20 protein-coding genes are annotated in these 24,726 nt (G+C 58.4%); 13 read left to right on the forward strand and 7 right to left on the reverse strand.

Translation table 11 applies throughout. From position 1 onward, the window contains the following. The first annotated feature begins 23 nt into the window (after positions 1-23). From LJX92_RS13980 to LJX92_RS14000, 5 genes are all read left to right on the forward strand, one after another. Complete coding sequence (locus LJX92_RS13980; protein WP_228308424.1) at positions 24-743, forward strand: SDR family NAD(P)-dependent oxidoreductase; 720 nt, start codon at positions 24-26, stop codon at positions 741-743. Positions 744-808: 65 nt separating this feature from the next. Then, positions 809-1,291 carry a VOC family protein gene (locus tag LJX92_RS13985; protein WP_032880904.1) on the forward strand — a complete coding sequence of 161 codons (483 nt, stop codon included), beginning with the start codon at positions 809-811 and terminating at the stop codon, positions 1,289-1,291. A 216-nt stretch (positions 1,292-1,507) separates the two neighbouring features. After that, the gene (locus LJX92_RS13990) at positions 1,508-6,442 is read left to right on the forward strand and encodes an RHS repeat domain-containing protein (protein WP_228308425.1); all 4,935 of its coding nucleotides are present in this window, start codon (positions 1,508-1,510) and stop codon (positions 6,440-6,442) included. 334 nt (positions 6,443-6,776) lie between these two features. Next, positions 6,777-8,153 carry a pyridoxal-phosphate dependent enzyme gene (locus LJX92_RS13995; protein ID WP_005787970.1) on the forward strand — a complete coding sequence of 459 codons (1,377 nt, stop codon included), beginning with the start codon at positions 6,777-6,779 and terminating at the stop codon, positions 8,151-8,153. After that, a complete protein-coding gene (locus LJX92_RS14000) occupies positions 8,150-9,316 on the forward strand; it encodes a cystathionine gamma-synthase (RefSeq protein ID WP_032880897.1) in 1,167 nt (388 codons plus the stop codon). Before LJX92_RS13995 ends, LJX92_RS14000 begins: the two co-directional genes overlap by 4 nt. Before the next feature lie 126 nt (positions 9,317-9,442). On the opposite strand, the gene LJX92_RS14005 is transcribed toward LJX92_RS14000, so the two are convergent. Then, positions 9,443-11,641 (reverse strand): OsmC domain/YcaO domain-containing protein, encoded by a 2,199-nt coding sequence (locus tag LJX92_RS14005; RefSeq protein ID WP_228308426.1) that lies wholly within the window; start codon positions 11,639-11,641, stop codon positions 9,443-9,445. Positions 11,642-11,820: 179 nt separating this feature from the next. On the opposite strand from LJX92_RS14005, the gene LJX92_RS14010 reads away from it, so the two are divergent. Together LJX92_RS14010 and LJX92_RS14015 are read left to right on the forward strand one after the other, a co-directional pair. Next, positions 11,821-12,381, forward strand: a complete 561-nt coding sequence (locus LJX92_RS14010) for a cysteine hydrolase family protein (protein ID WP_103735020.1) — start codon at positions 11,821-11,823, stop codon at positions 12,379-12,381. A 14-nt stretch (positions 12,382-12,395) separates the two neighbouring features. After that, entirely contained in the window at positions 12,396-13,448 is a 1,053-nt protein-coding gene (locus tag LJX92_RS14015) for an NAD(P)/FAD-dependent oxidoreductase (protein ID WP_228308427.1), read from the forward strand. Positions 13,449-13,462: 14 nt separating this feature from the next. Here the strand turns inward: LJX92_RS14015 and LJX92_RS14020 are convergent, their stop codons facing one another. After that, entirely contained in the window at positions 13,463-14,260 is a 798-nt protein-coding gene (locus tag LJX92_RS14020) for a nucleotidyltransferase domain-containing protein (protein ID WP_228308428.1), read from the reverse strand. Beyond that, positions 14,257-14,505: an AAA family ATPase gene (locus LJX92_RS14025; protein ID WP_228308429.1), complete on the reverse strand. Its 249-nt coding sequence runs from the start codon at positions 14,503-14,505 to the stop codon at positions 14,257-14,259. The genes LJX92_RS14020 and LJX92_RS14025 overlap by 4 nt, the downstream gene beginning before the upstream one ends. A gap of 188 nt (positions 14,506-14,693) precedes the next feature. Here LJX92_RS14025 and LJX92_RS14030 point away from each other — a divergent pair, with 188 nt between their 5' ends. Together LJX92_RS14030 and LJX92_RS14035 are read left to right on the forward strand one after the other, a co-directional pair. After that, the gene (locus LJX92_RS14030; RefSeq protein WP_005787957.1) at positions 14,694-15,119 is read left to right on the forward strand and encodes a DUF2231 domain-containing protein; all 426 of its coding nucleotides are present in this window, start codon (positions 14,694-14,696) and stop codon (positions 15,117-15,119) included. Beyond that, a complete protein-coding gene (locus LJX92_RS14035) occupies positions 15,116-16,408 on the forward strand; it encodes a PQQ-dependent sugar dehydrogenase (RefSeq protein ID WP_032880887.1) in 1,293 nt (430 codons plus the stop codon). The genes LJX92_RS14030 and LJX92_RS14035 overlap by 4 nt, the downstream gene beginning before the upstream one ends. Before the next feature lie 30 nt (positions 16,409-16,438). Here LJX92_RS14035 and LJX92_RS14040 read toward each other — a convergent pair whose 3' ends face one another. Beyond that, positions 16,439-17,347, reverse strand: a complete 909-nt coding sequence (locus LJX92_RS14040; protein ID WP_148853947.1) for a LysR substrate-binding domain-containing protein — start codon at positions 17,345-17,347, stop codon at positions 16,439-16,441. A gap of 92 nt (positions 17,348-17,439) precedes the next feature. On the opposite strand from LJX92_RS14040, the gene LJX92_RS14045 reads away from it, so the two are divergent. Both LJX92_RS14045 and LJX92_RS14050 read left to right on the forward strand, forming a co-directional pair. Further along, positions 17,440-18,423, forward strand: a complete 984-nt coding sequence (locus LJX92_RS14045) for a DMT family transporter (RefSeq protein WP_228308430.1) — start codon at positions 17,440-17,442, stop codon at positions 18,421-18,423. Then, entirely contained in the window at positions 18,420-19,280 is an 861-nt protein-coding gene (locus LJX92_RS14050) for an alpha/beta fold hydrolase (RefSeq protein WP_032880883.1), read from the forward strand. The genes LJX92_RS14045 and LJX92_RS14050 overlap by 4 nt, the downstream gene beginning before the upstream one ends. Here LJX92_RS14050 and LJX92_RS14055 read toward each other — a convergent pair. Together LJX92_RS14055 and LJX92_RS14060 are read right to left on the reverse strand one after the other, a co-directional pair. Next, positions 19,267-20,670 carry an MFS transporter gene (locus LJX92_RS14055; protein WP_032880882.1) on the reverse strand — a complete coding sequence of 468 codons (1,404 nt, stop codon included), beginning with the start codon at positions 20,668-20,670 and terminating at the stop codon, positions 19,267-19,269. The two genes, LJX92_RS14050 and LJX92_RS14055, sit on opposite strands and share 14 nt — an antisense overlap. 144 nt (positions 20,671-20,814) lie before the next feature. Further along, positions 20,815-21,345 carry a GNAT family N-acetyltransferase gene (locus LJX92_RS14060; RefSeq protein WP_032880880.1) on the reverse strand — a complete coding sequence of 177 codons (531 nt, stop codon included), beginning with the start codon at positions 21,343-21,345 and terminating at the stop codon, positions 20,815-20,817. A 380-nt stretch (positions 21,346-21,725) separates the two neighbouring features. Here LJX92_RS14060 and proP point away from each other — a divergent pair, with 380 nt between their 5' ends. Further along, positions 21,726-23,228: a glycine betaine/L-proline transporter ProP gene (proP, locus tag LJX92_RS14065; RefSeq protein ID WP_005787944.1), complete on the forward strand. Its 1,503-nt coding sequence runs from the start codon at positions 21,726-21,728 to the stop codon at positions 23,226-23,228. 52 nt (positions 23,229-23,280) lie between these two features. Continuing rightward, on the forward strand, positions 23,281-23,781 hold the full coding sequence (locus LJX92_RS14070; protein ID WP_032880879.1) for a GAF domain-containing protein: 501 nt from the start codon (positions 23,281-23,283) through the stop codon (positions 23,779-23,781). Here LJX92_RS14070 and LJX92_RS14075 read toward each other — a convergent pair. Continuing rightward, positions 23,759-24,679 (reverse strand): AraC family transcriptional regulator, encoded by a 921-nt coding sequence (locus LJX92_RS14075; RefSeq protein WP_223018875.1) that lies wholly within the window; start codon positions 24,677-24,679, stop codon positions 23,759-23,761. The two genes, LJX92_RS14070 and LJX92_RS14075, sit on opposite strands and share 23 nt — an antisense overlap. Positions 24,680-24,726: the final 47 nt, after the last annotated feature.

Here is a 24,726-nt window from a genome sequence, read left to right on the forward strand (position 1 = left end):
CCCTTCAGTCAAGGAGACGCGTAATGAAAACCATGGTAGTGGGCGCCAGCAAAGGCCTGGGCAAGGCGCTGATCGAGGGGTTGGGCGAACCCGGGGATACGCTGATCGGTGTATCCCGCAGCCGTCCAGAACAGCTCAACCACAAGGCTGATGTGCAGGTGCGTTGGATCGAAGCCAACCTGGCCGAACCCGCCAAAGCTGCCCAGGCCATTGAAGCCTCGGTGGCCGAGAGTGGGCTGGATACCTTGATCTACAACCTGGGTATCTGGGAAGAATTTGCCTTCGACCCGGCGTACAACTTTTTGGCCGACAGTGATGAGCAGCTCGAAGCCATTGTCACGTGCAACATCACCGCTACCTTGTTGCTGATCAAACGCCTGCTGCCGGTGCTGCTCGACAGCGCCAACCCACGGATCATCCTGACTGGCTCGACCTCCGGCCTGCCGCAAAGTGGCCGCCCGGAGGTGGCCTTCGGTGCCTCCAAGTTTGCGCTGCGCGGGATTGCCGATGCCTTGCGTGAAGGCTATCGGCATCAGCGCCTGGGCGTGACCTGCCTGAACCTGGGCTACCTGAACACCGAAGACCCGTTGAGCACACCGCTCGCAGTGGCGGCGCAACGCGGTGAAGGCCAGTCGATTCCGGTGCATGACGTGGTGCAAGTGGTGCGCATGACGCTGAACTTGTCGCCGGCCAGTTTCGTCAAGGAAATTACCTTGCCGGCGATCCTGGATGAGCGGTTCTGAACGGGGCGGAACGCCCGCGGTTATCGTCTAGACTTCACGCACCTTCCAACCCGAGGAGCCTTGCGATGAACAACAAAAATACGATCTGCCTCTGGTACAACAACGATGCCCTGGAGGCGGCGACCTTCTACGCCAACACCTTTCCCGACAGTAAAGTGGGGAACGTTCACCATGCGCCTGGCGACTACCCGGCCGGCAAGCAGGGCGAAGTGTTGACCGTGGAATTCACCGTGCTGGGTATCCCCTGCGTCGGCCTGAATGGCGGCCAGATGTTCAAGCACAGTGAGGCGTTTTCCTTTCAGGTGTCTACGGATGACCAGGAAGAAACCGATCGCTTGTGGAATGCCATCGTCAACAATGGTGGGCAGGCAAGCGCCTGCGGCTGGTGCAAGGACAAGTGGGGGTTGTCGTGGCAGATCTCGCCACGGGTGTTGGTCGATGCGGTCACCAGCAAAGATCCTGCCGTCGCCAAGCGTGCGTTTGAGGCGATGATGAAAATGACCAAGATTGATATTGCAACCATAGAAGACGCTGTGGCCGGACGTTGATGTGCATGATGTCGATCCGAACTTGAAGGCCGCCACCTTTCATACAGATCACAAACATCCTTATTCGCAAAGGAGATTAAAATAATAAATTCAAAAACTATTTAATATAAAATACTGTGAACTCTTACAGTTATCGCAGGCTTACCGGCCGTGTAGTTTTCAAGTCGTACATATCTCCCCCACGAAGGGGGCCTACTACGACATAAGGAAATGAACATGGCCCACAATCCAATGGGTACGGACCCTAGCGATTCCGAGAACGATCCGATTTTTAACGCCACCACTCAAAAACGCAACGTGGTCGATCCACGCACAGGCCTGTTCGAGGCCTTTATTCCCCTCCCCTCAATCGTCGGTAACGACGGCAGCGGCCCTGTGTTTGAAATGGGGCTTCACTGTGCCCCCACCTTCAATAACCTGTTCGCATTGGGGGATGGCTGTTTTTTTGGGCTAACCACTTATAGCACTGCGCATAACCGTTTAACATTGCACTCCGGCGAAGTACTAAATATAAAAAAAGGTATCGATCCTGACCCACAAAACGATGCCGTTAATGTCTCCTGGTTCAACAACCAACTGACCGTGATGCGCAAGGACACAAGACATGAAGTATTGGAATTGCTGGACAACACAGGCATCTATGTACCAAAAATATTGACAACCTATAATCCCGACCTCAAGGAGTCGAAAAACTTATATTTCACATGGACATCAACGCCCCACGTTATAGAGGGCAAAACGTATTATCAACTTCAATTAACAGGCATCACGGACAGCACCAAGCGAAACCTGCTCAAGATTGAATACACGCCCCCCGCGCCCGATACATCGCCGGCCATTGGGACAGTCAAGATTATGTTCTGGCCTGATGATGCAACTCAAACCCTCACCTACACGTTGGCACTTAAAGATTACGCCCTGCAGTCCGTTACCCTCGGGAATACTCACAAAACCACCTTGGAGTATTTGGACCATCCGGTGTGTGGTTGGCTGTTGAACAAGATCACCAATGTCGACGGACTCCAAGAGGCGGTCGAATATAAAGACAACGGACTGACATTTCCGGACAACCCACAGTTGTCAGCGTTGCCTTGCGTCAGTACTCACACGCTCACCCCAACGGGTGGCGGCACGCCTGTTATTACAACCTATGCGTATGAGCGTCAAGATGAAAAAAAATACCGGACGATCATGGCTGAGGGCGTACCGGCCATTCGCACCACGGTTTATCAATACGACGATGAACATGACGTCAAGACTGAGACGCTCTCCCAAGGTTCTGCCAAAACCCTGACAGCGTATAACATGAGTAAGGATGATGACCTTGATAGTCGTGAAACCCGAGTAACTTACCAACAAGCGAACAGAAGCCGGACAACGACGAACAAGAATACTTTTAACGATAGTTCTGGCCTTATCAAAAACCAACAACAGACCATTACTACCGAGATGGACTATCTACGCTCGTTTACAGACCCGATTTACAATTTTTTGAAACATAGCAACGGTACGCTAAAAGCCCGCGAATTACTAAGCGCAATCGCACGCGCTTCCAAGGAAGAACAAAATGACAAACCGGGCACTCAGTGGGAAACCGCAGACTATACATATGAGAGCCTGTTCCCATCTGCCGCGCTGGATACCAAGTTTGTCGAAACACCCGGTTTACTGGCAATCATCCCTGGGCTGTCCGACTTGATCCCCGGCTTGCGTAATGTTGCCGAGTTCGAACTTCACCGATATGAAATGACCCCCTCGCTGGAGGCCAGACTTTACAGTACGTTGCAATGCAGTTTAGCGACGGATAAATTTGCCGATGCCGCGCTGGTAGGCCAACAGTACGAATACTTCGAGGCTAACGTTACAGAGGAAGGCAATGTCATCGAAGACTTTCGCACCGGACGTGTGAAGAGCATCCGCCGGTCGACATTGGGCAATAAACATTTGGCGCCCCTGGTGAGTGACCCTCTACGTTCGTTCGCCTATGCCTTGGGGGGCGTGGGTAATATCGAACTTACCACCACAACGACCGAAACCGATGAACAAGGTAACAGCCGCACCTCTTCGGAAACCAAGAGCACTCTTGACGGACGCCTCATTCGCCAAGTCGACGTTGATGGCAACCGCACCGAGTACAGCTACAACAATAACGGCCAACTGAGCACTTTGACAGTGTGCGCGCAGAGCACTACCTATCGCCAAGTCACCACCTACACTTACCCGGCCCCCGGGCAGATACAAATGACCACCCCCAATGGGCAAACCCGCTTGAGTCAATACGATGGCCAAGACCGACTGGTCAGTGAATACTTGATCGAAGATGGCCAAAAAAAGCTGATCAAAGCCGTCAGCTACGACCGTATTGGGCGTGAACTACGTACCACCCAGTATGATTACCAGAATATGCCACTCCAACTCCTTGAATGGCAGGAGTTGAAATATGATGACTGGAATCGGGTCAGCGGACGACGCTACAGCAACGGCAGGGAAGATTTCGACCTCAAAGACCCCATCGCACTGACGCTTACACAATGGACCGGCAAGGCAACCGACAAGCACAGAACAATTACCACCTATAACTTGGATGAGACCATCAAGAAGATTGAATGGAGAGGCAAGGAGGGCAACATTTATCAGACCCAGACTGCCACCTATACCCGCGCCAGGCAGATCAAGCAACTGCACACGGATGGTGAACTGGGCGATACAACCATTGATTACGCTTACGATGGCGGTGGCCGTCTGTTGAGCGAAAAACATAGCGAAAAGAACAACGGAATACTGGCCCCCAGCCTGGTCTACACCTATTACTACACTTACCCTAAACACTGGCTGATGACCGAAGCCACCCAGATCGATATCGAATTCTCGAATAACCGCCACATACTGGGCAAACGCACCATCGACAGTTGGGGCCGAGTCACCTCACTCACCCGCGGCAAGTGCACTGAAACCTATACCTATATAGGCGCCAGCTCAGTCCCTGCGTCAACCCAAACCGCCGATGGCACTCTACTCCAACATGAATACATCAAGGAACTTGGCAACCGCTTGGCAAACACCGGCACGACCAACCGCACCGAGCAGCAATCTTACACCTACGCGTATGGGGCACAGAAGATCTCGTCAGCGAGCGAGGGCGAAAAGTTTCTCGAGTACAATCATGACGCCAACCTGTATATAACTAATCAGCATATACAAACTCAGCCCGGTCAAACCAAAGAGACATTTTCCGAGTATTCACACGGTGGACGCCTGCTCACCAATACAGACCCTACAGGTAATAAGACACTGTTCCTTTACAGCGGAGATCAACGCTATGCAGCCAACAATTTCCACTTTACGTGTAGCCATAATTATGACAGTCAGGGACTTTTGAGTAAGGAGCTGATTATTGGTCCTATTAACTCAACCGATCCGAAGGTCACTTTCGATGTGACATATACCTACGACGCAGAACGGCGTGAAACCAGTCGCCGATTTACACTCAGTGGCAAAGTTGATCTCAAAATAGAGAGTGCGTATTACGGCGACGGCAAACTGAAATCGGTGTTCTTGAAACAGGACAACATCGTGCTGGGGTCACGCATCATGGCTTACACGCCGGGTGGGCGACTCAAGTCCTATACCACCACGGGCGTATGGCGACCCAAGACCCCAAAAAACCAGGACATCGACAAGCAAGAGTTCACTTACGATGCATTGGGAAATGTCACCACTTGCGTCACAAGCTTTGGTGGGTTCAAGAACACCACAACCAACAGCAACGATAGTCTGAATGGTTTTCGGTTGGCGACAGTCTACAACAGCCATTCGGACTACCCCGAAGCCGCCACATTGAGGTACGACGCAGCCGGGCGGGTGACACAGGACGCTTCGGGAAAAAAATACACGTATGACTGGCTCGGTCGATTGATCCAGGCCGGGAGTATCCGTTATAGCTATGATCCCTCCGACCGCCTGATGATCCGGGACAACAACGGCGTGCAAACTCAACTCATCTATGACGGGCTAACGGTGTGTGGAGAATATTCGACTGCCAATAACGACAGCAGCCGGGAGCTGAATCCCGGGAGCGAGGGCTGTACGGTTCTACAGATCAAACGCTCGGGCGTGAAAAGAACCCTGTTTGAACTCAGAGACGTCCATGGCACGGTATGGGCCAGCTATGACCTTCAGGCCCAAACTCTCAGGCATCACGCCTATACGGCATACGGCGAGCAATCCCCGGCCGAGACCGATTCCATGCTGGGTTTCAAGGGCGAATTCCTTGATGCCGATACGGGTCAATACGTTTTGGGGGCGGGCGGACAAGGACGCTATTACTCAGCTTCCAGCATGTGTTTCTACACTCCGGACAGCCTCAGCCCTTTCGGGCCAGGTGGCCCTAATCTGTATGCCTACTGCGCCGAGGGTGATCCAGTCAATTTCAGCGACCCCAGCGGACATTTTTCAGTGAATGACGCTTTGTGGAATCAATGGCAGGGCCAAGGGCGCGAGCCTGGACCCATCTCGCTCGGGCCCGATAATCCATTGGGCACCTGGATTTTCGGTGCGATTGGCATATTGGCCGCCATCGTGAGTGGGGGCACATCTTTACTGCTTACGGCTGCGCTGGTCGGGCTCGCGGTCGTGTCATTAGCGGCTAATATCGCGTCGGTGCTTACCCAAGATACCAATCCTGAACTCTCGAGTATTCTCGCCTGGGTATCCTTGGGCACAGGAGTATTGGGAGGCGGGGCCATGCTCGTTAAAAAAGTCGCCTCTCTTGCCCTGTACCTGGGGCGCTCTGGAATCGCGATGGCCAGAAACCTTCTTTCTAGAACCGTCCCGAACTTGATCCCAAGACTTAGACGACTCGGACAATTCAAAGACTATCGTCGCTTGTACGGGGATTTTGCAAATGGCAAGCCCCCATACATGGTCGGGCGGATACCAGGCAAGGCTGTGAAGGCATTGGAAGAAGGAAAGCGGGCCAAAAACTTCTTTACTGCGGCTGAAGCCAACACGGTCGCATTCTTTACCACTGGGACGCTTGGAAATACTGAAGCCTTTGACTCTGATGTGGCTAACCAAATCAATAACACCATTGGCGACTTAACATGGTTACCTTGGGGCTCTTTTATGAAACTTTGGCTGAAGGTTCGATAGCTCGTCCGATAGAGCCATAAAAGCGTCCGGCTATGCCTAGAAATGGCCATAGCCGAACGCCGATGTGGGAGCGCTCGAGCTTTAGCGAGGCCGCGATGGCGGTGGGTCAGGCAACATAAATGCCGACAGTGCCGCCGCCTTCGCAGCCTCGCCAAAGCTCGACAACTACCATATTTGATCTCCACCATCTCCCCTCCTGCGCATCACCCATGCGCCAAAAAAAGTCATGCATCGGACCGCCCGGTTGCGACCCGGGCGATACCGGCCTATGTTTCAAGCCATGCTGTGATTTGCTGTCCCCCACCCTGTGCCCATCCCGTAACCAGGTGACGACATGCCCACCCTATCCCGCCCTGCCGTACTTGAACTGATCGGTAACACGCCGCTGGTCAAGGTCAGCCGCTTCGATACCGGCCCTTGCACGCTGTTTCTAAAGCTTGAATCGCAAAACCCTGGCGGTTCCATCAAGGATCGCATCGGCTTGGCCATGATCGACGCCGCCGAGCGTGATGGGCGCTTGCGTCCTGGGGGTACCATCATCGAAGCCACCGCAGGCAATACCGGCCTGGGCTTGGCGCTGGTAGGCCGGGCCAAGGGGTATCGGGTGGTGCTGGTAGTGCCCGACAAGATGTCCACGGAGAAAGTGCTGCACCTGAAGGCCATGGGCGCCGAAGTACATATCACCCGCTCCGATGTGGGCAAGGGCCACCCGGAGTATTACCAGGACGTGGCGGCACGGCTGGCCAAGGATATTCCGGGCTCGTTCTTTGCTGATCAGTTCAACAACCCGGCCAACCCACTGGCCCACGAAACCAGCACCGCGCCGGAGATCTGGGCGCAGACCCAACATGACGTCGACGCGATTGTGGTCGGCGTCGGCTCGGCCGGCACCCTCACCGGCTTGACGCGTTTTTTCAAGCGTGTGCAGCCCGATCTCACGATGGTACTGGCCGACCCGGTGGGTTCAGTCATGGCCGAATACAGCCGCAGCCGGCAACTTGAAACGCCTGGCTCCTGGGCCGTGGAAGGCATCGGCGAAGACTTCATCCCGTCGATTGCCGATCTGTCCAGCGTGCGCCACGCCTACTCCATCAGCGATGAAGAGAGCTTCGACCACGCCCGCCAATTGCTCAAGGCCGAAGGCATTCTCGGCGGCTCGTCCACCGGCACCCTGCTCGCCGCTGCCCTGCGCTACTGCCGCGAGCAAACCGAGCCCAAGCGCGTGGTGACCTTTGTGTGCGACACCGGCACGCGTTATTTATCGAAGGTTTACAACGACCAATGGATGAACGACGCCGGCCTGCTGCAGTACAAACATTACGGCGACCTGCGCGACCTGATCGCCCGCCGCTTCGAAGACGGCCGTGTGATCAGCGTGAGCCCCGACGACACCCTGCTCACTGCGTTCCAACGCATGCGCCTGGCGGATGTGTCGCAACTGCCGGTGCTGGTAGACGGCCAACAATTGGCGGGCGTGATCGACGAATCGGACATTCTGCTGGGCCTGCACCATGACGCGGCGGACTTTTCCATGACCGTCGCCAGCGCCATGACCGACACCTTGCACACCCTGCCCCCCAGCGCCAGCCTGGCCGAACTGCAGGCAGAACTGGATCGCGGCCTGGTCGCCATTATTGCCGACGCCTCGGGCTTCCATGGCCTGATCACCCGCGTCGACCTGCTTAATCACCTACGGAGATCCCTTGCATGAGTCAGCCCGATAAAAGCGCGTTTGCCACCCGTGTGATCCACGCCGGGCAGTCACCCGACCCGACCACGGGCGCGCTGATGCCGCCGATCTACGCCAACTCCACTTACCTGCAAGACAGCCCCGGTGTGCACAAGGGCTTCGACTACGGCCGCTCCCACAACCCCACGCGTTTTGCCCTGGAGCGCTGCGTGGCCGACCTTGAAGGCGGCAGCCAGGCGTTTGCATTTGCGTCGGGGCTGGCGGCGATTTCCACCGTGCTCGAATTGCTCGATGCCGGTGCGCATATCGTTTCGGGCAATGACCTGTATGGCGGCACCTTCCGGCTGTTCGACAAGGTGCGCCAACGCAGCGCTGGGCACCGTTTCAGCTATATCGACCTGAGCGACTTGTCGGCCTTTGAAGCGTCGTTGCAGGACGACACGCGCATGGTCTGGGTCGAGACCCCGAGCAACCCGCTGCTGAGCCTCACCGACCTGCGCGCCGTCGCACGCATCTGCCGTGCCCGCGGAATTATCTGCGTGGCCGACAACACCTTCGCCAGCCCGTGGATCCAGCGGCCGCTGGAACTGGGTTTCGATATCGTGGTGCACTCCACTACCAAGTATCTGAACGGGCATTCCGATGTGATCGGCGGTATCGCCATTGTCGGTGACAATCCGGACCTGGCCGAACGCCTGGGCTTCCTGCAAAACTCGGTCGGTGCCATTGCCGGGCCGTTCGATGCGTTCCTGACCCTGCGCGGCGTGAAAACCCTGGCGCTGCGCATGGAGCGCCATTGCAGCAATGCCCTGGAGCTGGCCACCTGGCTGGAACAGCAACCGCAAGTGGCGCGAGTGTATTACCCCGGCCTGAAATCCCATCCACAGCACGCGCTGGCCAAGCAGCAAATGCGCGGTTTTGGCGGGATGATTTCGGTGGATTTGAACAGTGACCTGGCCGGTGCCAGGCGCTTTCTGGAGAACGTCAGGATCTTCGCCCTGGCCGAGAGCCTGGGTGGTGTGGAAAGCCTGATCGAACACCCCGCGATCATGACGCACGCGAGCATCCCGGCGGCCACGCGGGCGCAGTTGGGGATTGGTGATGGGCTGGTGCGGTTGTCGGTGGGGGTTGAGGATGTGGAGGATTTGCGAGCGGATTTAGCCCAAGCCTTGGCACACATCTAACGTCAAATATCGAGCAAAATGTGAGAGGGGGCTTGCTCCCGATAGCAGGGTGTCAGTCACTGTATTTGTTGACTGATACACCGCTATCGGGAGCAAGCCCCCTCCCACATTAAATCAACTGCGTAATCAGCCTTGGGTGATGTTGGCTCGTGCACTGTGCAGCTTCTTGTAGCTGTCGATCAAGCGCAGATGCCGGTCCAGCCCTTCGAGCTTCATGCTGGTCGGCGTCAACCCGTAGAACCGAACACTGCCGTCGACCGAGCCGATCACCGCGTCCATGCGCTCATTGCCGAACATGCGCCGGAAGTTGGCCTCGTAGTCGGCCAGCTCCAGGTCGTCATCCAGCTCCATCTCCAGCACCGCGTTCATCGCCTGGTAAAACAGGCCGCGCTCGACAGTGTTGTCGTTGTACTGCAGGAACATCTCCACGCATTCCTTGGCTTCTTCATACTGCTTGAGGGCCAGGAATATCAGCAGTTTCAGCTCAAGGATGGTCAACTGGCCCCACGCGGTGTTGTCGTCGAACTCGATGCCGATCAGGGTGGTGATGTCGGTGTAGTCGTCCAGCTCGCTTTCAATCAGGCGTTCGACCAAGGCTTGCAGCTCGTCCTCGTTGAGGCGATGCAGGTTGAGGATGTCTTCGCGAAAGAACAGCGCCTTGTTGGTGTTATCCCAGATCAGGTCGTCCATCGGGTAGATTTCCGAATAGTCCGGCACCAGGATGCGGCAGGCGGTGGCGCCCAGGTGTTCGTACACCGCCATGTAGCACTCCTTGCCCATGCCTTCAAGAATGCCGAACAGCGTCGCGGCTTCTTGGGCGTTAGAGTCTTCACCGTGGCCCGAGAAGTCCCACTCGACGAACTCGTAATCCGACTGGGCGCTGAAGAAGCGCCACGACACTACGCCGCTGGAGTCGATAAAGTGCTCGACGAAATTGTTCGGCTCGGTCACCGCCTGGCCTTCGAAGGTCGGCTGCGGCAGGTCGTTCAAACCTTCGAAGCTGCGGCCTTGCAGCAGCTCGGTGAGGCTGCGCTCCAGTGCCACTTCCAGGCTCGGGTGCGCACCGAAGGAGGCAAACACGCCACCGGTGCGCGGGTTCATCAAGGTCACGCACATCACCGGAAATTCACCGCCCAGGGATGCATCCTTGACCAGCACCGGGAAACCCTGGGCCTCCAGCCCCTCAATACCGGCGAGGATGCCAGGGTATTTGGCCAACACCTCGGCAGGTACATCCGGCAGGGCGAATTCGCCTTCGATGATTTCGCGCTTCACCGCCCGCTCGAAAATCTCCGACAGGCACTGCACCTGAGCTTCGGCCAGGGTGTTGCCGGCACTCATGCCGTTGCTCAGGTAGAGGTTTTCGATCAGGTTGGACGGGAAATACACCACTTCACCATCGGACTGGCGCACGAACGGCAGCGAGACAATGCCTCGGGCTTCATTGCCCGAGTTGGTGTCGAACAGGTGCGAACCGCGCAACTCGCCCTCGCGGTTGTAGATCTTCAGGCAGTAGGCATCGAGGATTTCACTCGGCAACTCATCGTCCGGGCCCGGCTGAAACCAGCGCTCATCCGGATAATGCACGAACGGCGCATTGGCCAGCTCTTCGCCCCAGAACTGGTCGTTGTAGAAGAAGTTGCAGTTGAGCCGCTCGATAAACTCGCCAAGCGCCGACGCCAGTGCGCCCTCCTTCGTCGCGCCCTTGCCGTTGGTAAAGCACATCGGCGAATGCGCATCGCGCACATGCAGCGACCAGACGTTGGGCACGATATTGCGCCACGAGGCGATCTCGATCTTCATGCCCAGCCCGGCGAGGATGCCGGACATGTTGGCGATGGTCTGCTCCAGCGGCAGGTCCTTGCCAGCAATGTAGGTGCCCGCCTCGGACGTGGAATTGGGCATCAACAACGCCTGGGCGTCGGCGTCGAGATTTTCCACCTGCTCAATCACGAACTCCGGCCCGGCCTGCACCACTTTCTTCACGGTGCAACGGTCGATGGAACGCAGGATGCCCTGGCGGTCCTTGTCCGAGATGTCCGCCGGCAGCTCGACCTGGATCTTGAAAATCTGGTTGTAGCGGTTTTCCGGGTCGACGATGTTGTTCTGCGACAGGCGAATATTCTCCGTGGGAATATTGCGCGTCTGGCAGTACAACTTCACAAAGTACGCCGCACACAACGCCGACGAAGCCAGGAAGTAATCGAATGGCCCCGGTGCCGACCCATCGCCCTTGTAGCGGATGGGCTGGTCGGCAATGACCGTGAAGTCATCGAACTTGGCTTCAAGCCGAAGGTTGTCGAGAAAGTTGACCTTAATTTCCATGCGGGCACACCAGAATAACGAGCTAAACAAATTGGCGGCCATTATGAAGCGTTTCGCCGGGAAGTCTCAGGGTTTTGCGTGTGGGTTGCCGATCGGTGGTAACGTCCAACCGACCTGTAGGAGCGAGCAAGCCCGCTCCCACACTTGAATCGCGATACTCATCCCTACAAGGACAGGCCATGGAACCGATAGCGACGAACGCTGCACTGGTGATCATTGATATGCAGAGAGGCATGGCCGATCCCGCCCTGGGCCGCCGCAACAACCCAGACGCCGAACTGCGCATACAACAGTTGCTCAATGCCTGGCGACAGGCGCAACGCCCGATCGTCCATGTGCGGCATATCTCCCGCTCTCCCGGCTCGGTGTTCTGGCCAGGCCAACCAGGCTGTGAATTCCAGGACACGCTGCAACCCCTGGGTCACGAGCATGTGGTGGAAAAAAATGTACCGGATGCCTTCATCGCCACGGGCCTGGAACGCTGGCTGCACATGCGCTCGATCAAACAACTGGTGATCGTAGGCGTCATCACTAATAACTCAGTGGAGGCCACCGCACGCTCTGGGGGCAACTTGGGGTTCGACGTAATCGTGGCGGCGGATGCCTGTTTTACTTTCGATCAAACCGACTTGTCGGGACGCCTGTGGCTCGCCGAAGACGTGCACGCGTTATCGCTCAGTAACCTCGCGATGGACTATGCCAGGGTGCTCCAAAGCGGTGAAATCCTCACCCATTGTTAACAGAGAGGGCGGACATGAATCAGGGCAAGCGCATTGTGGTCATTGGCGCCGGTATCGTCGGGGCTTCACTGGCCTATCACCTGGCCGGCAAGGGTGCGAAGGTGACGGTGGTCGATGCCGGTGACGTTGCTTGCGGGGTCACGGCTACTTCGTTTGCCTGGATAAACACTACCTGCGACGCACCCGACCCCATCGCCTCATTGCGCAGTGCTGCGATTGACGCGTATCACCGCCTGGAACATGAGTTGCCCGACGTGAAGATACGCTGGACAGGCGCCCTGTGTTACGGCCCAAACATTCAACCCAGGGCGAACTCACGGATCACTCGTGAGCGTATCCAGGCACTTGAGCCGCAGTTGAAAAACCCGCCTGAATACGCTCAGTTCGAAGCCGAGGAAGGCGCACTGGACGCTGTACAAACCACCCATGCGTTAATAGCCGCCGCCCAGGCCCTCGGTGCCAGGCTGCTGACACACAACCCAGTGCTGGGCTTCAGCAGGCAGGGTTCGCAGGTCACCGGCGTTGAAACCCGCCGGGGCGTCATCCATGCCGACAGGGTGGTGCTCGCAGCCGGAACGGGCACGGCAGCACTGACAAGCCTGCTGGGTTTGCCCTTGCCGATAGACGCCTCGCCAGCGATTTTCATCCGCTACAGCGCCCCGCCCGGGATTGTGCACACGCTCATTTCCAACCCTGAAATGGAAGTACGCGAAAGTGCAGAGGGTATTTGGCTGGCAGCCGAAGACTACCTTGGCAACGCCCCGGAACATCAGCCCGCCGCCATCGCCCGCCGCACCGCCCTGGCCATTGCCGGTGAGCTTGAGGGCGTCCCTTCCATCCAGCCACAACTGGCGTGCGTCGGGCTCAGGCCCATCCCCGTCGATGGCCTGCCGATCATTGGCGAGTTGCCGAGTGCCAACGGTGTGTATGTCTGCGTGATGCATCCAGGCGTGACACTTGCGGCCATCGTGGGGCAGTTGGTCAGTGAAGAGATCATGGAGAGCATAACGTCCCCTGCCCTGGCGCCTTGCCGACCCGAGCGCTTTTTCAATCCTGAAAAGAGTTAGACGATTGCGGGCGCTCACGCATTCGATTGATTCCTGTCTCCAGCCGCTGAAACCATCCAACTTAAAAATGCGCGCAATCGCGTGCTGAACATCTCGCACTCGGCGCTTGGGTTGCGTGCTTCAAACAGGAAATAGGCAATGTGTACGCGCATCGAGGGGTAATGCTCTACGAATAGCGCGACGTATTCTTCCAGCGTATGCGGCCACATCCGTGCTTCTTTCGGGCGCAGGGTATGGGTGGCGCGGATCAAGGCCCGCGAAGCTTCCCGCTGCAAGCGATGGCGTATGTGTTCAGTGCTGGCCTGTTCGATGCGCACCAGGTAGCCGGTGAGCGCCTGCTCGAAATCACCATTGACCGCCAAGGCGATAGCCCGGGACGGGCGAAACGCTTCGAAGTGCTGTGACAGGTCTTCGCCCCAGACACAACGGCAATGATGTTTGAGCCAGAAGCCCCAACTGTTTCGGTTTTCATGTGCCAAGACTTGAGCACGATGACCGATGTCGAAATCGATCTTGGTGACTTGCCGATGCCGTTGCTCCAAGGCGATTCGAGCCGCCTCCAATTGCTCAAGCACGGGCGCATCCGGTGGTTCGATCAGTATCAGCGTGAGATCCAAGTCGCAAATCCCGACCTCGGCCTGGCCCCGTGCGACGCTGCCATACAGGTAAATCCCGTGCAGCCCCAACGCGGGCTGGGACAGGGTGGCGCAGATATCCACCAGCACGGGCTTGAATTCGGGTTGTATAGGCGCATCGGCGACGGTGAGGATAAAGCCGTCGGCATCGATACCCGCAGGTTGTTGGGTGCTCATGGCCGATGCACCTTGATCACCAGCCCTTCTTCTTCACTCGGCACGCAGAAGCGGCGAGTGAGCAGGTCGAACTCGGCGTCGGTCGCGGCAAAGTCATGCTCACCCCGGACGTTACGCTCATTCAGGCGGGCGCGGCAGCAGTGGTCTTCGCTGAGCACAATGGCCGCGTGCTCGGCAGCCAGGGTTTTGGCGAGCGTGGACTTGCCGGAGGCGATCTTGCCGCACAACAGATGCAGGGTTGGCATAAAACGATTCCTTGTTGGGGCCAAGCAGGATGAGTCATGGAGCTGGCGTCGTAAACACATCCAGGTACATCTGCCAGGAAACATCTCCACCTCTCAATGAACTTTCTGACAAATGACAGGCTCCTTTCCTATGCGAAGTCAGCGCGCCCTGAGTCCAGGGTGCAGAACGATAAGGAGCCGCCACCGACATGACTACCCTACCCACCTACCCCGTCGTCAGACCTGGCCCGCTGCATGGGACCTTACTGGCCGGCACCGTGCCGTTGTTTCTCGGCGCCTTGCTCAGTGATATCGCCTACGGCCAGAGTTACCAGATCCAATGGGCCAACTTCGCCTCCTGGCTGATCGCCGGGGCGCTGGTGTTCTGTGGTTTTGCCCTGTTGTTTGCGCTGGTCAACCTGGTGCGTGCCGAACACAAGGGCGGGCGCCCCGTGGCGTATTTCCTGCTGTTGCTGGCTACTTGGGTACTCGGGCTGATCAATGCCTTCCAACACGCCAAGGACGCGTACGCCATGATGCCCACCGGCCTGGTGCTGTCGGCGATTGTCACCGCCCTGGCGATCATCGCCACCTGGATCGGCTTGACCAACCTGCGCTCAGGAGCTGCCCGATGAAACCACTCAACACATTGACCGTGCTCAGCGCTGCCCTGTTGCTGAGTGCCTGTGGCGGCGAAGGTGACAAGACCCAGGCCCGCGGCCCCGATCCCAAGCTGCCCGAACAACAAAGCAGCCTGCTGCCGAGCATGAAGATCGCCGAGCCCACGCCTTGGGGCGAACAAAAGCCCAAGGTGCCCGAAGGCTACAGCGTGACCGCCATCGCCACCGACCTGGCAATCCCCCGCCAAACTCTGGTGTTGCCCAACGGCGACATCCTCGTAGCCGAAGGCCGTGGCGGCAGTGCGGCCAAGCTCAAGCCCAAGGACGTGATTGCCAGCGTGATCAAGGCTCAGGGCAACACCAAGGTCAAAGGCGGCAACCGCATTACCCTGCTGCGCGATGCCGACGGCGACGGCACCTATGAACTCAAGACCGTGTTCGCCGACAACCTCAACGCCCCCTATGGCCTGGCATACGCCGACGGCAAACTCTATGTGGCCAACCAGGACGCGCTGGTGCGTTTCGATTACGCCGACGGCCAGACCAAGGCCAGTGCGCCACCGGTCAAAGTCACCGACCTGCCGGCGCAGATCAATCACCACTGGACCAAGTCCTTGGCGGTCAGTGATGACGGGCGCCAGCTGTATGTGGGCATCGGCTCCAACAGCAACATCACCGAACGCGGCATGGAAGTGGAGATTGACCGCGCCATGGTCTGGCAGATCGACGCGGCCACTGGCGCGCACAAACCCTACGCTACCGGGCTACGCAACCCCACGGCACTGACCATCCAACCGGGCTCCGGGCAACTGTGGACGGTGGTCAACGAACGCGATGAACTCGGCCCCGACCTGGTGCCGGACTACCTGACGTCAGTGCGCGAAGGTGCCTTCTACGGTTGGCCCTACAGCTACTGGGGCCAGAACGTCGACCCACGCGCCCAACCGCAGAACCCAGCCAAAGTAGCCTCGGCGATCAAGCCCGATTACAGCCTGGGTTCCCATGTGGCCGCGCTGGGGGTGGACTTTTCCATCCCGGCCATGGGTGAAAAATTCGCCGAGGGTGTGTTCGTCGGCGAGCACGGCAGTTGGAACCGCGACGCGCCGGTGGGCTACAAGGTGATCTTTGTGCCGTTCAGCAATGGCAAGCCGGCGGGCGAGCCTATCGACTTCGCCACCGGCTTTCGTGGTGACGACGGCAAGACCCGTGGGCGCCCGGTGGGCGTGACGGTGGACCCCAAAGGTGCGTTGATCATTGCCGACGACCTGGCCAATACCCTTTGGCGCGTCACCCGTAATAAATAACCGGGTGTGACAGGGGCGGCGACGCCCCTGTCAGTCGTCCTTGTGCAATTGCGCTTCAAGCCAGGCCAGCAACGCAGCCACCTCCCCCCGACTGCTTGCCCCATGCTGCCTGTACACCGAAATAGCCTCCGGCAGAAACACGCTTTCAGCACAGGGGCGCACCAGTGCCCCACTGTCAATCAGCCTGCTGGCGGTGCGACGCCAGCCCATCGCAACACCGTGCCCTTCCACCGCCGCCTGCAACATCAGCGGGTAGCTGTCGAAGGTGGCACTGCGCGCATCTTTGGCCAACACCCGCCCGAACACCTGCAGCCACTCATCCCACTCCATCAAGTGTGGAGGCTCAGAGCTATGGTGCAAAAAGGTGCACGGCTGTAACTCACCGAGCGGTAACGGCTGCTGCGGGCACAGGTAGGCGGGACTGCACACCGGAAACACTTCATCAGAAGCGGTAAACATCAGCGTATGGGCACCACTGGCGCGCCGGGTACTTTGCAGGGCTACATCGAAGTGGCCCTCGAATTGCGTGATGGGCCGCGTGCAGGTCACCACCTGGATCTCGACCTGCGGGTATTGCTGGTGGAAGGTCGACAGGCGCGGCATCAACCAATAAAACGCCTCGCACAACTGGCACAACAGCACCACCCGATTGCGTTGCGGCGCCGTGCGCAGCTGAGCCGCGCCATCACTGATGCTTTGCAACGCGGCACTGACCACCCGCCCCAATTCACGCCCCTCTTGCGTCAGGAACACCGCACGGTTGCGCCGACTAAAGAGTTTCACCCCCAGGTTATCTTCCAGCCCGCGAATCTGCCGGCTGACAGCCGCCTGGGTGATGTGCAGCTCATCGGCCGCCTTGGAAAAACTTTCCAGGCGCGCAGCGGCTTCAAACGGCAACAGGCTGGCGAGGGGCGGTAAGGTTTTGCCAAGTAGATTCATAATCTGAGGTAATGCATCAAGGGCCGAGAACTCGTTTGTAGCACAGCCGTGCGGCTGGGCACCATGGATCCATTACTTCATGGATCAGCCTGATGAGCACTTCCCAAGCTTCAGTCTTTACCGGCGTGATATGCGCGGTGGTCGCCACCCTTGGCTGGGCACTGAACTTCATTGCGCCCTACGTCACCGGGGCCTACAGCCTCTACGATCTGATGGCTGTGCGCTTTCTGATAGCCGGCGGGCTGGGCATCGTCTGGATGATTGTGTGTCGATCGCAACTGCGGATACTCAGCCATGGCCAGTGCCTGCTCGCGGCACTGCTGGGCGCACTGGGTTGCCTGGGCTACGGCGTATGCATTGCAGGCGGCGTGATCGTCGGCGGCCCGGTGCTGACGCCAGCGTTTGTCGGGATGGTCCCGGTGCTGCTGGCGCTGATAGGCAACGCCAGCGATAAAACCCTGCAGTGGCGTCAACTGGTGATGCCGTTGCTCTGTCTCTCGGTGGGGCTGCTACTGGTCAATATCAGCAGTCTGCACCAGCCCTCTTCGGGCAGCGGCTCCTGGTTGGCCGGTCTGTTTTTTTCTTTGGGCGCCGTCGCCTTATGGATGGCGTTCAGCGTGATCAACCAACAGCAACTGGCGCACCTGCCGGCCAAGGTGACAGGTGTGTGGACCGCCCTGATGCTAGTGGGGGCCGGTGCCGCTGCGCTGATCATCCTCCCGTGGCTATACGTGTTGGGCGTGTTGCGGTTGCCCACCCTTGGCGCTGGCTGGAGCCAGGCATGGCCGCTGTATGCCTGGAGCCTGGTGATCGCCGTGATGTCCACCGTCGTCGGCGCCTGGGCCTGGAACGCCGCGACGCGGCGCCTGCCCATGGTATTGAGCGGCCAGTTGATTGCCCTGGAATCACTGTTCGCCAGCCTGCTGGGCTTGTGGTTTCACCAGCGCTGGCCAACGCCCATGGAAACAGCGGGCCTGGCCGCGGTATTGATCGGCGTAGTAATGGCAGTTCGTATCATCTTGGCGGACGTAAAGACCGTCACAACCCACGATGCTTTAGGGGAGATTCAATCATGACCCACGCAAGTGATGCCTTGGCACTGCGCGAAACTTTCGACTTTCACGGGCAGGCGGTGCGCTGGGGCCAACTCGGCACTCAGGGCCCGGCCTTGGTGATGGTGCATGGCACGCCCTTCTCTGCCCATGTGTGGCGACGCATCGCGCCATTGTTCGCCCAGCACTGTCGAGTGTTCTATTACGACCTGCTCGGCTACGGCCAGTCGCAAAAGGCACCGGGGCAGGACGTCTCCCTCGGCGTGCAAAACACCTTGCTGGCCGCACTGCTTGAACATTGGGGCCTGGAACGTCCTCATCTACTCGCCCATGATTTCGGCGGTGCCACGGCACTGCGCACGCATCTGCTGGATGGCTGCGACTACGCCAGCCTCACCTTGATCGATCCCGTTGCCCTGGCGCCCTGGGGTTCGCCGCTGATTCAGCATGTGCGTCAACATGAACGGGGCTTCAGCGATGCGCCGGCATACATCCATGAAGCGATCGTGCGTGCCTATCTTCAGGGCGCCGCTTTCAAGTCGCTGCCTGCCGAGGTATTGCAAGCTTATGTCACGCCATGGACGGGCGAGATTGGCCAGGCCGCCTTTTACCGACAGATCGTGCAAATGGATCAGCGTTATACCGATGCGATAGAAGATCAACTCGCCAGCGTCCGCTGCCCGGTGCTGCTGCTGTGGGGTGAAGAAGACCGGTGGATCCCGCTGGCGCAAGGCGATGCACTTGCTGGCAGATTGGCCGGGGCACGCTACCTGCGTATCCCCCACGCCGGGCATCTGGTACAAGAAGATGCACCAGAAGCCATCGTTGCCGCGCTGATGGCGTTTCTACGGTTGCCTGAAGCGGCCCCTAAAGATCAGTAATTTCCTTGTGACGGGGCACCAATGCCTTCATCACGCTCCAGGCCACCAGGTAAGCCAGGGCGCAGATGGCAAACATGATCATGTAGCCGGTGTGGATGTCGTTGATGGACTTGTAGTAGTCGAACACCCAACCGCCGATCTTGGTCATGACCACACCGCCCAAGCCCCCTGCCATGCCACCAATGCCGACCACCGAGGCCACGGTTTTCTGCGGGAACATATCGGACACGGTGGTGAAGATATTGCACGACCACGCCTGGTGCGCCGAGGCCCCCACGCCAATCAGCAGCACCGGTACCCAGAAGCTCAGGTAACCCAGAGGCTGTGCCAGCAACACCACCAGCGGGAACAGCGCAATCACCAGCATGGCTTTCATACGCCCGTCATAGGGTGCATCGCCGCGCGCCATGAAGTAGCTCGGGAACCAGCCGCCACCGATGCTGCCGACCATGGTCATGCTGTACAGCACCGCCAGCGGCATGACGATATCCGCGCCTTTCATGCCGTACTGCGCCGACAGGTAGGTGGGCAACCAGAACAGGAAAAACCACCACACACCGTCAGTCATGAACTTGCCAAAGGCGAACGCCCACGTCTGGCGGTAAGTCAGCAGTTTGAACCAGGAGACTTTCTTTGCGTTGGCGCCCGTAGGCTCCGGAGTGAAAGGCTGTACGGTCTGATCGCTGCGGATATAGGCCAGTTCTTCAGCGGACAGTCGTTTTTGCTGTTCCGGTTTTTCGTACACGGCGGCCCAGACTGCCACCCACACAAAGCCCAACATGCCAATGACCATAAACGCCGCTTCCCAGCCCCACCAGCCTGCGATCAACGGCACGCAGATCGGCGCCAGGATCGCGCCGACGTTGGCACCGGAGTTGAAGATGCCGGTGGCCAGTGAGCGTTCCTTCTTGGGAAAATATTCAGCGGTGGCCTTGATCGCGATAGGGAAATTACCCGCTTCGCCGATCGCCAACACGGCACGTGACAGCATGAACCCGGCAATCGACACCGGAATCACCGCCAGGCCGACAGCGCTGCTGACCGCCGCAATGCCCTCGCCCATCGGCACCGAAAACGCATGCATGATCGCCCCAGTAGACCAGATGCCGATCGCCACCACATACGCGGCCTTGGTACCGATCTTGTCGACAAACCGCCCGGCAAACAGCATGGCAATCGCGTAGACGAACTGGAACACCGCGGCGATGTTGGCGTAATCGGTGTTGCTCCAGCCAAATTGTGTCGAGAGTTGCGGCGCCAACAGGCTCAGCACCTGACGGTCGAGGTAGTTGACCGTGGTCGCGAAAAACAGCATCGCGCAGATCGTCCAGCGATAGCTGCCGACCGCCTGGCCGACACGATAGGCACTGATGGGCTCGTTCAGATTCATGGCATCACTTTTTTATTTTTGTTAGGTAGGACACATGTAACGTCATATGTCGTCGTACAACTGTGACTTTTATATCGGGACGCCTGCGCAGTGTCAATCTGAACAAGCACCGTTTATCGAGGAATTACGTAAGTACGAAAAACGTCAGGTGCCAGCAGTTGTAGGATGACAAACCCGCAACACCAAGCTGGGAGCTTGGCCAGGTACGTCGTCCAGCAGGCCGAAGGGCTGCATGCCAATCTTCTCCAGTACGCGGATCGACGCGGCATGATCGGGTCGTACCAGACCGAAAACCTCGGGCAAACCCAAGGTTACAAAAGCCAGCTCCAACGCGTCACGGCCCACCTCGGTGGCGTAGCCCTGCCCCCAGGCTTCGACGGCAAAGCGATAACCGAGGTTGATGCGTCGTTGGGTCAGATAGTTAAGCGGTGCAATGCCGCCAAACCCGATGATGTGTTCGGGCGCTTCTTTACGGGCAATCGCCCACCAGCCGTAGCCGTGAGTGGCCCATTGCGCCATCCAGTGAGCCAACAAGCGTTGAGCCGTCGCAAGATCGGGCATGGGCCCGGCCGGGTTGAACAGATTGGTCTGCGGATCACCGAAGATCGCAAACAACCGCTGGACATCGGCCAGTCGTGGTTGGCGGTAGATGAGGCGTGAATAGCGGTTTGGCATACAAATGACGTCTCCATTTGCGGCATGAGCCTGCGAGCGGAGTTTAGCCAATATCGCTATCGTCGCCGCAGTCAGTTAAGCGAACGAAATGCTCAAAGCAGCGACGACCCAATGTGGGAGAGGGCCTGCCCCCGATGGCGGTGAGTCAGTTAATAATAAGCGTCTGGCAGCACTGCTATCGGGGCAAGCCCCCTCCCACATTTAAATTTGGTTGAGGCGTGGATTCGCACGCCGCCGCGAGGGCACTCACACGATATTTTCGCTAATGCGAGAAAAAACACCCGATGCGGTGAATTTTTTCGTGTCCACTTGTATCTGAACTGACAGAGCGGTGCCATCGTAGCGATGGCACCTCCCCGTTCAGCTTTAGAGTGGCCCGCATGAAACTACGGAAAAAACGCGTCAAACCCATCGGCTTGAAAGACATCACCATTGTCGACGACAACAAGATGCGCAAGGCGATCACCGCCGCCGCCCTTGGCAATGCCATGGAATGGTTCGACTTCGGCGTGTATGGCTTTGTCGCCTATGTGCTGGGCAAGGTGTTCTTCCCCGATGCGTCCCCCAGCGTACAAATGATCGCCGCATTGGGTACCTTCTCGGTGCCCTTCCTGATTCGCCCATTGGGCGGTCTGTTCTTCGGTGCCTTGGGAGATAAGTACGGACGGCAAAAAGTCCTCGCTGCCACCATCGTGATCATGTCCCTGAGCACCTTCGCCATCGGCTTGATCCCCGGCTATGCCTCCATTGGCATTTGGGCGCCAATCCTGCTGCTGCTGTGCAAAATGGCCCAGGGCTTCTCGGTAGGCGGCGAATACACCGGTGCGTCAATCTTCGTGGCCGAATACGCCCCGGACCGCAAGCGCGGCTTCCTCGGCAGTTGGCTGGACTTTGGCTCGATTGCCGGTTTCGTCCTCGGCGCGGGTGTGGTGGTACTGATCTCCACCGTGCTCGGCGAAGCGGAATTCGAATCCTGGGGCTGGCGCCTGCCGTTCTTCCTTGCCCTGCCCCTGGGCATCATCGGCCTGTACCTGCGCCACGCACTGGAAGAGACCCCAGCGTTCCAGCAGCACGTCGACAAGCTTGAACAGGGCGACCGCGAAGGCCTGAGCCATGGCCCTAAAGTCTCGTTCAAGGAAATCGCCACCAAACACTGGCGCAGCCTGTTGACCTGCATCGGTATTGTCGCGGCCACCAACGTGACCTACTACATGTTGCTCACGTACATGCCCAGCTACCTGTCGCATAACTTGCACTACGCCGAAAACAGCGGCGTGTTGATCATCATCGCGATCATGGTCGGCATGTTGTTCGTGCAGCCATTCATTGGCTTTGTCAGCGACAAGATCGGCCGCAAGCCGTTCATCATCGCCGGCAGCATCGGCCTGCTGTTTCTGTCGATCCCGGCGTTCATGCTGATCACCAGCGGCAAGACCGGCTTGATCTTCAGCGGCCTGCTGATCCTGGCGATCGTGCTGAACTTCTTTATCGGCGTGATGGCCTCGACCTTGCCAGCAATGTTTCCAACGCACTTGCGCTACAGCGCCCTGGCCAGTGCATTCAACGTCTCGGTGCTGATCGCCGGCGTCACGCCAACCGTCGTCGCCTGGCTGGTGGAAAGCACCAACGACCTGTACATGCCCGCCTATTACCTGATGGTGTTCGCCGTGGTCGGCCTGGTCACGGGCCTGACCATGAAAGAAACCGCCAACAAGCCACTGCGCGGCGCGGCGCCTGCGGCATCCGACATGGAAGAAGCCAAGGAGCTGCTGCAGGAGCATCACGACAACATCGAGCAGAAGATCGAAGACATCGACGCCGAGATTGCCGCGCTGCAAGCCAAGCGTGAAAACCTGGTGCAGCAGCATCCACGGATTAACTAAGACCTGACTGTGCGTGGTCGCGCCAAGCGACCACGCCACTGGAGTGCCCAGCATGGTTTCAAGCGTCACCGCACAATCGTTACTCAGCGCAGACGAACGCGCCGCTATTGCAGAAATCGAAGCGACTACCAACATCCTCAAGCTGGTCACGCGCCTGACCGGGATGAGATTTGCCGGCATTGCCAAATTCACCGACCTGGAATGGGTGGTGTGTTCGGCCTACGACCCTCTGCAAATGGGCATCAATGTCGACGACGTACTCGACCTCGAAACTACCCTGTGCAGTGAGTTCTGCATCGACCCTCAAGCCCTGTTCATCCCGCAGATCAGCCATAACGGCCGCTTTGCCTCGCGCCCGGTGGTCAAGCAATACGCCATCGAAAGCTATGCCGGTGCACCGATCTTTTTACCCGATGGGCGCCTGTTCGGCGCGCTGTGCGCGCTGGACTCACGGGCAATGCTGTTCGATGACCCCAACCTGCCCGAAACCCTGAGCCTGTTTGCGCGGCTGATCGGCTGCATTTTCTACGCTAACCTGGCCCCGGATCAGTAACCCCCGCCCTGCCCCGCAGGGCGACCATGTCGCGCTTGGGTGGCACGCCAAACAAGCGACTGTACTCACGACTGAACTGCGACGGGCTCTCATAGCCCACTTTGAACGCTGCGCTGGACACGTCCTGGTGCTCGTTCAACATCAAGCGCCGCGCCTCATTCAAGCGCAGCCATTTCTGGTACTGCAGCGGGCTCATCGCCGTCAGTTGCCGGAAGTGATGGTGGAAGGTCGCCGCGCTCATTTGCACCCGCGCTGCCAATTCTTCCACGCGTAGCGCCGCATCGAAATTCAATTTTAACCAATCGATAGCCTTGGCAATCCGATAACCCTGCCCGTCCACCGAACAGATCTGGCGCAGGCGGCCAGCCTGGTCGCTTTTCAATAGGCGGTAATGAATCTCACGCTGGATCAACGGGGCGAGCACCGGAATGGCTTCAGGCTCCTCAAGCAACGCGACCAGACGAGCGAATGCGCTGAGCATACCGTCGGTGACCGTACCGATACCCACGCCTTTCAGCACCGCACGCTCTCGGGTTGGCGGCAGATCACCTTGGGCAATCAACTCGGCCAACATGCGCAAGTCCAGTTTGAACGTCAGCCCCAGGCAGGGTTGCTCGGGGCTGGCGACCAGCACCTCCGAGTTGGCCGGAATGTCCAGCGACGTCACCAGAAAGCGCGAGCTGTCGTAGGGGTAACCCTCACCACCGGCCCACAATTGCTTCTGGCCCTGCACCACCAGCACGATGCACGGTTCGACCATGCACACCACAGGCGCGGCCGGTTGTTCACGCCGATAGAACCCCAGCCCGGGAATCGGCATGGGGTAATCGCCGGGCGACGGGGTGCGCGACTCGATGGAGTGCGCGAGGGTTTGCAGGGACGCAGGGTGGATGCTCATAACGGACTCTTTTGCCTCTTTGCGCAACTTTACTCCCGCACGCCTCG

The sequence above is a fragment of the Pseudomonas sp. HN8-3 genome (assembly GCF_020790195.1).
GTDB classification, from domain to species: Bacteria; Pseudomonadota; Gammaproteobacteria; order Pseudomonadales; family Pseudomonadaceae; genus Aquipseudomonas; species Aquipseudomonas synxantha_A.

Coding starts and splice junctions, on each gene's coding strand:
- LJX92_RS14015 (WP_228308427.1), top strand. CDS start 12,396: ATGAATCAGGGCAAGCGCATTGTGGTCATTGGCGCCGGTATCGTCGGG.
- LJX92_RS14035 (WP_032880887.1), top strand. CDS start 15,116: ATGAAACCACTCAACACATTGACCGTGCTCAGCGCTGCCCTGTTGCTG.
- LJX92_RS14000 (WP_032880897.1), top strand. CDS start 8,150: ATGAGTCAGCCCGATAAAAGCGCGTTTGCCACCCGTGTGATCCACGCC.
- LJX92_RS14040 (WP_148853947.1), bottom strand. CDS start 17,347: ATGAATCTACTTGGCAAAACCTTACCGCCCCTCGCCAGCCTGTTGCCG.
- proP (WP_005787944.1), top strand. CDS start 21,726: ATGAAACTACGGAAAAAACGCGTCAAACCCATCGGCTTGAAAGACATC.
- LJX92_RS14050 (WP_032880883.1), top strand. CDS start 18,420: ATGACCCACGCAAGTGATGCCTTGGCACTGCGCGAAACTTTCGACTTT.
- LJX92_RS13980 (WP_228308424.1), top strand. CDS start 24: ATGAAAACCATGGTAGTGGGCGCCAGCAAAGGCCTGGGCAAGGCGCTG.
- LJX92_RS14045 (WP_228308430.1), top strand. CDS start 17,440: ATGAGCACTTCCCAAGCTTCAGTCTTTACCGGCGTGATATGCGCGGTG.
- LJX92_RS14060 (WP_032880880.1), bottom strand. CDS start 21,345: ATGCCAAACCGCTATTCACGCCTCATCTACCGCCAACCACGACTGGCC.
- LJX92_RS14010 (WP_103735020.1), top strand. CDS start 11,821: ATGGAACCGATAGCGACGAACGCTGCACTGGTGATCATTGATATGCAG.
- LJX92_RS13985 (WP_032880904.1), top strand. CDS start 809: ATGAACAACAAAAATACGATCTGCCTCTGGTACAACAACGATGCCCTG.
- LJX92_RS14025 (WP_228308429.1), bottom strand. CDS start 14,505: ATGCCAACCCTGCATCTGTTGTGCGGCAAGATCGCCTCCGGCAAGTCC.
- LJX92_RS14070 (WP_032880879.1), top strand. CDS start 23,281: ATGGTTTCAAGCGTCACCGCACAATCGTTACTCAGCGCAGACGAACGC.
- LJX92_RS13995 (WP_005787970.1), top strand. CDS start 6,777: ATGCCCACCCTATCCCGCCCTGCCGTACTTGAACTGATCGGTAACACG.
- LJX92_RS14075 (WP_223018875.1), bottom strand. CDS start 24,679: ATGAGCATCCACCCTGCGTCCCTGCAAACCCTCGCGCACTCCATCGAG.
- LJX92_RS14055 (WP_032880882.1), bottom strand. CDS start 20,670: ATGAATCTGAACGAGCCCATCAGTGCCTATCGTGTCGGCCAGGCGGTC.
- LJX92_RS13990 (WP_228308425.1), top strand. CDS start 1,508: ATGGCCCACAATCCAATGGGTACGGACCCTAGCGATTCCGAGAACGAT.
- LJX92_RS14030 (WP_005787957.1), top strand. CDS start 14,694: ATGACTACCCTACCCACCTACCCCGTCGTCAGACCTGGCCCGCTGCAT.
- LJX92_RS14005 (WP_228308426.1), bottom strand. CDS start 11,641: ATGGAAATTAAGGTCAACTTTCTCGACAACCTTCGGCTTGAAGCCAAG.
- LJX92_RS14020 (WP_228308428.1), bottom strand. CDS start 14,260: ATGAGCACCCAACAACCTGCGGGTATCGATGCCGACGGCTTTATCCTC.